The organism is Paracoccus nototheniae, from assembly GCF_004335005.1.
In the GTDB taxonomy this organism is placed as follows: domain Bacteria; phylum Pseudomonadota; class Alphaproteobacteria; order Rhodobacterales; family Rhodobacteraceae; genus Paracoccus; species Paracoccus nototheniae.
On sequence record NZ_RQRT01000104.1, the window covers coordinates 1 to 8,060 of the forward strand.

Genomic DNA, 8,060 nt, shown 5'->3' on the forward strand with positions numbered 1-8,060 from the left:
GTGCCCCGACCCACCGTCGCCGCTCTGCGCGCGCGCATCGCCCATCTCGAGGGCGCCGAGACGCATGCGCTTGAAGTGCTGCCCTTCGGTGTCGACATGCTCGACCGCCGGATGCCGCAGGGTGGTCTGGCGCTGAGGTGTCTGCATGAGGTCGCGGGCAGCGGCGCCGGAGCGGTGGACGGCGCCGTGGCGGCCTGCTTTGCGGCGGGCATCGCTGCCCGACTGCCGATGACCGCCTTACGGCGCCGCATCTGGTCGCCAAGGCCTCGGGGCACCACCGCCATCGCACTCCGGCGCTGGCGCCGGCAGGCGGATGCCAGAGATTTCGGCCAACCCACGGCGGCGCTGGCCGGTCTCGGTGCTGCCCTCGGCCCCCCTGCCCGTGCCAGGTATCGGGCGGCCGCCCTGGCGGGTCGAGCTGATCCGGGCACGGGCCGAAGAATCCTTCGATCTCGAGCTGGAGGGTTGCGACGGCGGGAATGGTCACCAGTCGGCTCACGGCCCCATGCTGGCTGGCATATGACTCCACTTTGCCATTCATGGCCTTGATGCGCCCTTCGATATTGGCAAGGTCGTCGAGGAGACCCTCAGGAATGGCTCGCGGATACGCTGGCCTGCATTCCAGACTGCAAGATCACCCGAGTGGATGATCTTCTACGGTGGAACCGTTCAAACCACGCGGCATGACCGGACGCTTACCATGACGCTACGCAGGGGTTAAAGAGGGACGTGTCGGACTCCTTGGCCGTGCCTGAGGCTCAAAATATAATTTTGTCGATAGATTTTATGGCCGATCGACTGCCTGACGGTCGCGCGTTCCGACTGCTGAACGTGCTGGACGAGTTCAACCGAGAAAGTTTCAGCATTGAGGTGGACTTTTCTCAGCCAGCATAGCGGGTCAGCCGAAGTTTCAACACCATCATCGAATGGCGCAGCAAGCCCAAGACGATCTGCGTGAAGTTGCCAGTGGATGCGCCATTGATGGAGTGGATGGCTCCCGCTCCCGGCATCGTAATGTTCCACATTGGGTGCTGTCACACTTACCAATGAAGGGAGCCATCGATGAAGGAGATTGCCACAATTGGCCTGGATCTGGCCAAGAACGTGTTTCAGGTTCATGGCGTTGATGCCAAAGGCATCGCCCTCGTGCGGCGGCAGGTCAGGAGAGCCCAGGTTCTGCTGTTCTTCTCACGCTTGCCACCTTGCCTCGTTGGCATGGAAGCCTGCGCAGGAGCCCATTACTGGTCACGGGAACTGGCAAAGCTTGGCCATGATGTGCGGCTGATCCCGCCCTCCTACATCAAGCCCTTCGTCAAGCGGGGCAAGACGGATGCGGCTGATGCAGAGACGATCTGCGAAGCGGTAACCCGTCCGAACATGCGCTTCGTGCCGGTCAAGACCGAGAGGCAGCAGGCGGTGCTGATGCAGCACCGGACGCGTGACTTTCTCGTTCGCCAGCTGACGCAGCTTGTCAACGCAATCCGCGCGCATCTGGGAGAGTTCGGCATCGTGGTCCCAAATCCGGCAGTGTCCTTACATAAAGCGGACGGAGTGCATTCCCATTTCCGACGCTGCGCGGACCTCCTCAGCAATCATCAAGACCAAAGATGTTGTCCCATCCCGGATGATCACATAGCCCCCCGCCGGACCGCGTTCTTCGTGGCAAGATCCATCCTGATCGAGTTTCGGGATGGGCGGCGGGGATGCTGATCTCTCTTCACAAGCAGGCAACGACAATACCGAAGAGACGGGCCGCGATCCAGGCAAGCACCGAACCGCCCTGGATGGTGGCGGGACGCTTCGGCATCTCCATGCAGAGCGTCTGGAAGTGGCGGAGCCGGGACAGTGTGCATAACCAAAGCCACAGGCCGCACAGGCTTCGGTCGACGCTCACTGCGCCCCTCATGAATGGACAGTGCAGGACGGTTGCACCGATTGGCTGCGCGGCCTCAGAACGCGTCCGAGGGATGGCGCGGCGGACGCGGGAACGCCGTGCCCGTCAGATGCCTATGCGTCCTTCGCAGCCTCGAACGATCCCAGCCATGCGCGCAGAACGGCATCCAGCTGATCGCGCTGTTCCGGCGACAAGGCCTGCATCAGCCGGTGCTGGTTGGCTACATGTTCGGCCACGACCGTGTCGATCAGCGTCAGGCCCCGGGGCGTCAGCGCGACCATGGATCCGCGACCGTCATCGGGATTGCGGCGGCGTTCGATCAGTCCCGCCGCCTCCAGCCGGTCCAGCCGGTTCGTCATCGTCCCCGAGGCCACCATCGTCCATGAAATCAGCTGGGACGGGGTCAACGCGAAGGGCGCGCCGGACCGGCGAAGCGTGGCCAGAACGTCGAACCCGGCAGCCGTCAGGGCATGGGCCGCATAGACCTGCGCCAGCTCGTCGCTCAGGTGATCGACCAGCCGCTTGAGGCGGCCCATCGTCCCCATAGGTCCGGTGTGCAGATCGGGGCGTTCAAGACGCCATTGCTGCAGAATGCGGTCCACCTGATCCATGACAGCGTGATGCCGCATGACTGTCTTGACGTCAAGACATCCGCCATATATCTCGACATCGAGACAAATGGAGATGACCATGTCCCGCCAGATCGACATTATCCTTGCCGCCTGCGCCCCGGCGATCTGGGGCAGCACCTATATCGTCACCACGCAGATGCTGCCGGCAGGCTATCCGCTGACCAACGCCGTCCTGCGGGCGCTTCCTGCGGGGCTGGTGCTGATGCTGATGGTGCGCAGGCTGCCGCCCGTCGGCTGGCTGGGGCGCCTGCTGGTGCTGGGCGGCCTGAATTTCGCGGTCTTCTGGGCCGCGCTGTTCGTGGCGGCCTATCGCCTGCCGGGAGGGGTCGCTGCGACCCTTGGCGCGGTGCAGCCGATGCTGGTTCTGGTGCTGGCGCATCTGGCACTGGGCGCGCCGCTGACGCGATTGCGGGTGATGGCCGCAATGGGGGGGCTGATCGGGGTCGCGCTACTGGTTCTGGGGCCGCAGGCGCAGATGGATCCGCTTGGCGTGGCCGCCGCCCTGACCGGTGCGGTGTCCATGGCCTGCGGCGTGGTGCTGACGCGCAAATGGCGACCGGAGGTCTCGACCCTGACGCTGACGGCATGGCAACTGACCGCCGGGGGGCTGCTGCTGATCCCCGCCGCGTGGTGGTTCGAGCCTGCGCTGCCTCCGTTGGATGTCACGAACCTGTCCGGCTATCTGTGGCTGGGCCTGTTCGGCGCGGCAATCAGCTATTTCCTGTGGTTTCGCGGGATCGAGCGGCTTGGCCCTTCGGCCATCACCGGCCTTGGCTTTCTCAGCCCCGTGACCGCCGTGGTCCTTGGCTGGGCGGTGTTGGGCGAGACGTTGGGATCCCTTCAGGGTCTGGGGGCGGGCATCGTGCTGCTCTGCGCCTGGCTGGGCACGCGGCCCGTCCGCCACGTCATCTCGCTTCACCCCGCCTGAGGCGCGGGATGGGACGCCTGAGCCGGGCGACCGGCGCTGCGGCGATGGGCTGCGGGCGGCACACCGATGACACGCTTGAAGGCACGGGTGAACGCCGCCTGAGAGGTATAGCCAAGCCGATAGGCGACCGAGGCAACCGACGTGCCTTCCTGTTCCAGCCATTGCACCGCGACGCGCATCCGCAAATCGGTCACATAGCGCAGCGGGCTGACGCCCAGCACCGCCACGAACCGGTCGGAAAAAACCGAACGCGAGGCACCCATCAGGCCCGCCATCATCGGCACGTCCCATGCGCGGCCCGGATCGCGGTGCAGCTCGACCAGCACGCGCGCAAGGCGCGGGTCGCGCAGGGCGGTGATCACGCCCGAGGCATTGTCGCAGCCGCATTCGATCCAGCCCCGGACGATCAGCGCCGCGATCACATCCGCCAGCCGCGCCAGAACCCCGACCGAACCCGGGCGGTCCTGCGCCATCTCGGCCTCCATCCCGGCCAGAATGGCGCGCATCTCGGGTTGGCGATCCAGCAGCGCGCCGACCGACATGGCCTCGGGCATCAGGGCGACCAGCGGATGCATGGTAACCAGATCCAATTCCATCGCACCTGTCAGAATGGTCGTGTCGGCGCTGCGGCAGGCATCGGCGTCGCAGTCGCGGATTTCCGCGAAGGCCTGACACAGCGTCTCGGGGGTGAAGCTGTCGAAATCGCGCGCGGCCACCTGCGGCGCGGACAGGATCCGATGGACCTGACCGCGCGGGATCAGCACGGCATCGCCCGCAGCCATCGGACGCGGCGCCATGCCGGGCAACAACAGCACGGCGCGGCCCTGACCGATGAAGTGAAACCGCGCGTCCCTGCTGGCCGGGAAGGCAACACCGAACGGAGCCGACAGACGCAGCCGCCAATAGCTGGCCCCGCGCAGGCGCATGCCCAGAAGCACCTCGCTGACGGCATCACGATTTTGATGGTTTCCGGCGTTTGGATCAAGCATGACGGATAAACTGACATGGTTTGTCCGAAATCCCAAGCTATATCGTGACGGATCACAGGCTCATCCAAGGAACGCAGCATGCCATCCGATACTTTCCTGACAGCCGCAGACACGGATACGGATGCCCTCGAACAGACCCGACCGGCCTGGGGCGCGGTGTTGTCCATGTCGCTTGGCGTCTTCGCCTTGGTGACGGCCGAGTTTCTGCCCGCAAGCCTGCTGACGCCCCTGGCCGACGGGCTGCAGATCAGCAAAGGGGCTGCCGGGCAGGCGGTGACAGCCACCGCGTTTGTGGCGCTGATCACCAGCCTGTTCATCTCGACCGCCATCGGGCGCATCGACCGCAGGCATGTTCTGATCGGGCTGTCGGTCTTGCTGGTCCTGTCGAACCTGATCGCCGCCAGCGCGCCGGGATTTGCGACGCTGCTGATCGGGCGGGTGCTGATGGGGGTCGCCCTTGGCGGCTTCTGGAGCCTGTCTGTCGCCACCCTGATGCGGCTGGTGCCCGAACGGGACATACCCCGCGCCCTGTCGATCATGTTCATGGGCGTCTCGGCGGCGACGGTCTTTGCGGTCCCGGTAGGCAGCTATCTGGGCGCGATGATCGGCTGGCGGGGCGTGTTTCTGGCCGCGACCGGGCTTGCGCTGCTGGCCCTGCTGACCCAGATCCTGACGCTGCCCGCCTTGCCCGCGCGGGGCCGTGCCCGGGCCGGCATCCTGTTCGAGGTGCTGCGCCGTCCCGGCATCGGCATCGGCATGGCCGCCGTTCTGATGGTCTTTGCCGGGCATTTCACGTTTTTCACCTATATCCGTCCGTTTCTGGAAACCGTGACCGGCGTGGGCGTCAATGGCGTAACCCTGATCCTGTTCGGCTTTGGTCTGGCGAATTTCCTGGGCACCTATCTTATCGCCTTCGTCATCCAGCGCTCGCTGCGGCTGGCGCTGATCCTGATGCCGTTGACCATGGCCGCGCTGGCGCTGCTGCTGACGGCTTTCGGAGGCATCCCCGCCCTTGACGCAGCGATGATCGCGATCTGGGGTCTGGTCTTTGCAGGCGTACCGGTGGCGTGGTCGACCTGGATCACCCGGGCCATCCCCGATCAGGCCGAGGCGGGCGGCAGCCTAATCGTGGCCGCCATCAATTTTGCCATCGCGGCAGGGGCGGGTCTTGGCGGTGGCCTGCTGGAGATCTCAGGACCACGCGGGGTGTTTCTGGTCAGCGGGCTGATCCTGGTGGCCGCCGTGGCCATGATCGTCAGCCGGGTCCGGCTGCCATGACGTCCGGACGGTCCTGATCGGGGCTAAGGGCTGGGCGGGATCGGCTTTTTCCCCTTCTATCGGATCGGCAGGGTGACACCCTTTGCAAAGGCCGGTGAATGGCCTTCGCCCCGCCGGCACCGATGTGTGCATCAGTTTGGACGCAATCATCACGCCGGGAAAAGGGCTGAAGGCGCGGATGCCGCCCGGCCGATCTCGTTGCGACGGCCACCGACGACCGGATTGGCTTGCGCCGTCCTCACCGATAACCGGACCCAATGGCCGCCCCATGATCACGCCGCTATCCGGGTCGACGCGCAGAACCCATTGTCACCTTTCGCCCAGAGGCTAAAATGCCCCATCGACATGGGGGAACGGCATGATCATGCAAGCCTGCCTCAACAGTGCGCGTCCTGATGACTTTCACCCAAAGCTGCTGCTCACGGCCGAGGCGATCGCTCGCGATGGGGCGGCATGCGTTTCTGCTGGGGCTGCCGAACTTCATATCTGCCCCCCGCGGCTGACGGTCTTGAGAGCCTGCTGGCGGTCGATGAGGCGATACATGCCGTGCGGCGCGCCTGCCCGGGCACTCTTGTCGGCGTGTCGACGGGAGCGTGGATTGAACAGGATGGGATACAAACACTAAAATGCATTTCATCGTGGGGTCTGCTGCCCGACTAAGCCTCAGTCAACCTTTGCGAGAGGGATGCTCCTTCGGTTATCGCTTTGCTGCACAGCAGGGGTGTCGGCGTGGAGGCTGGGTTGGCCTCGCAAGCGGATGCCGAGAGATTTGTTGGCCTTCAAGATTGTCATCGACCGTTTCGGATCCTGATTGAAATTGAAGAGCAGGACAGAAGCCAGGCCGACGCAGTCGCTGACCGCATCGCGCGGGTTCTTGAACGCGCCCACATTCGGACGCCGATCCTTCTGCATGGGTTTGACGCGACCGTTTGGCACTTCGTCACCCGCGCGAGACAACGACGCTGGTCCACACGGATTGGGCTGGAGGATGGGTGCCACCTTGCGAGTGGTGATATGGCGGAAAACAACGCTGAACTTGTGTCGGACGCGCTCCGTATTGTTCAAGGGGTGGCAAGCTGGCGGTCACATCCCGCCTGATTACAAGGCCGCTTCCTCAAGATTTCCTGCCTTTGTTTCTGCCAATCCTTGAGCGCGTCGATGGGTGTCCGGCCCTTCAGCACGGATTGCGGACGCTGACCGTTGTAGAACCGTACGGAGCGCAGGATGGTCGGTTCCAGATCCTCGCCGCGGCGGTTGCGGTGGCCTTGCAGGACGTCCTCGATCCAGCCGTTGAAGCCCTGGACCATGCCATTGGTCTGAGGGTGCATCGGCGGAGCCAGGCGATGCTTGATGCCGAGGTCGGCGCAGAGGCGCTCGAAATCGTGGTTACCGGTGGCCTCCGGCGACGAAGGCCGAACAGGCGATCGGTGAACGCCTTGCCGTTGTCGGTGAGCCAGCGGGTGATCGTCATCGGCGCGGCCCGCTCCAGATCACGCAAGACGCGGCGGGCGTTGGCGGCGGTTTTCGCAGGGTCGATGCGCCCGAAGACCCATCGTGTGGCGCGGTCGATGGCCACGAACAAATACCGGCGGCGGCTCTCGTCGGCCATCTGCGGCAGGTCTTTCACATCGACATGGAGATAGCCGGGCTTATAGGTCTTGAACGTCCCGTGCGCAGGCATAGGCAGGGCAGCCCACGCCATGCCAGCGCAGGCATCGGTCCAGACCAGAGCGCGAGACGTGCGTGTTCAGAAACTCCCGCACCACCGACAGGAGGTCATCCAGCGGCAACAGCAGCGACTTGCGCAGCGCCACTGCCACAGCTTCTTGTGCCGGCGTACGCGTCGACCGAAGCCTGTGCGGCCTGTGGCATGATCATGCACACTGTCCCGGCTCCGCCACTTCCAGACGGTCCGCATGGAGATGCCTTAGCGTTTCGCCACCCTCCAGGCCGGTTCGGTGCTTGCCTGGATCGCGGCCCGTCTCTTCGGTATTGTCGTTGCCTGCTTGTGAAGAGAGATCAGCATCCCCGCCTCCCATCCCGAAACTCAATCAGGATGGATCTTGCCACGAAGAACGCGGTCCGGCGGGGGGGCTATGTGATCATCCGGGATGGGACAGGCGGGCTGCCAATGTCCGATCATAGGCGTTTACTTCGATCCGCGGCATTCAGCTGCAGGCACCGTTCCGTTGAACAGGTGGATACGCGCACCGCCCAAAGCGGCCGGTCGAGGGCACAGCGCGACTGTGGGGCAGTGTCCTCAGACCAGCCGTTTGCTCAGCGCAGCAAGGTCAATCGGGCAGGATCCGGTTTGTGCCGGGCAAAGCCCCGGGGCCTCG

Annotated in this window: 6 protein-coding genes and 3 pseudogenes; 5 read left to right on the forward strand and 4 right to left on the reverse strand. The window is 64.6% G+C overall.

All coding sequences use genetic code 11. The features are described from left to right. Positions 1-717: 717 nt before the first annotated feature. Positions 718-990: pseudogene (locus EG885_RS23605) on the forward strand (IS3 family transposase); the annotation flags it as partial. A 72-nt stretch (positions 991-1,062) separates the two neighbouring features. Beyond that, positions 1,063-1,542, forward strand: a pseudogene (locus tag EG885_RS20785) (IS110 family RNA-guided transposase); the annotation flags it as partial. 465 nt (positions 1,543-2,007) lie between these two features. On the opposite strand, the gene EG885_RS20795 reads toward EG885_RS20785, so the two are convergent. Beyond that, positions 2,008-2,523 (reverse strand): MarR family winged helix-turn-helix transcriptional regulator, encoded by a 516-nt coding sequence (locus EG885_RS20795; protein WP_341352777.1) that lies wholly within the window; start codon positions 2,521-2,523, stop codon positions 2,008-2,010. Between the two features lie 61 nt (positions 2,524-2,584). Here EG885_RS20795 and EG885_RS20800 point away from each other — a divergent pair, with 61 nt between their 5' ends. Continuing rightward, the gene (locus tag EG885_RS20800) at positions 2,585-3,454 is read left to right on the forward strand and encodes an EamA family transporter (RefSeq protein WP_131578483.1); all 870 of its coding nucleotides are present in this window, start codon (positions 2,585-2,587) and stop codon (positions 3,452-3,454) included. On the opposite strand, the gene EG885_RS20805 is transcribed toward EG885_RS20800, so the two are convergent. Beyond that, complete coding sequence (locus EG885_RS20805) at positions 3,442-4,443, reverse strand: AraC family transcriptional regulator (RefSeq protein ID WP_131578486.1); 1,002 nt, start codon at positions 4,441-4,443, stop codon at positions 3,442-3,444. The two genes, EG885_RS20800 and EG885_RS20805, sit on opposite strands and share 13 nt — an antisense overlap. Positions 4,444-4,521: 78 nt before the next feature. Here EG885_RS20805 and EG885_RS20810 point away from each other — a divergent pair, with 78 nt between their 5' ends. Further along, positions 4,522-5,721 (forward strand): MFS transporter, encoded by a 1,200-nt coding sequence (locus EG885_RS20810; protein ID WP_131578489.1) that lies wholly within the window; start codon positions 4,522-4,524, stop codon positions 5,719-5,721. Positions 5,722-6,384: 663 nt separating this feature from the next. Here EG885_RS20810 and EG885_RS23380 read toward each other — a convergent pair. Then, the gene (locus tag EG885_RS23380) at positions 6,385-6,633 is read right to left on the reverse strand and encodes a hypothetical protein (RefSeq protein WP_242679779.1); all 249 of its coding nucleotides are present in this window, start codon (positions 6,631-6,633) and stop codon (positions 6,385-6,387) included. Here EG885_RS23380 and EG885_RS23610 point away from each other — a divergent pair. Next, positions 6,628-6,819, forward strand: a complete 192-nt coding sequence (locus EG885_RS23610) for a 3-keto-5-aminohexanoate cleavage protein (protein WP_379107199.1) — start codon at positions 6,628-6,630, stop codon at positions 6,817-6,819. The genes EG885_RS23380 and EG885_RS23610 overlap by 6 nt on opposite strands. Here EG885_RS23610 and EG885_RS20820 read toward each other — a convergent pair. Continuing rightward, positions 6,783-7,747: pseudogene (locus EG885_RS20820) on the reverse strand (DDE-type integrase/transposase/recombinase). The gene EG885_RS23610 and the pseudogene EG885_RS20820 overlap by 37 nt on opposite strands. Positions 7,748-8,060: the final 313 nt, after the last annotated feature.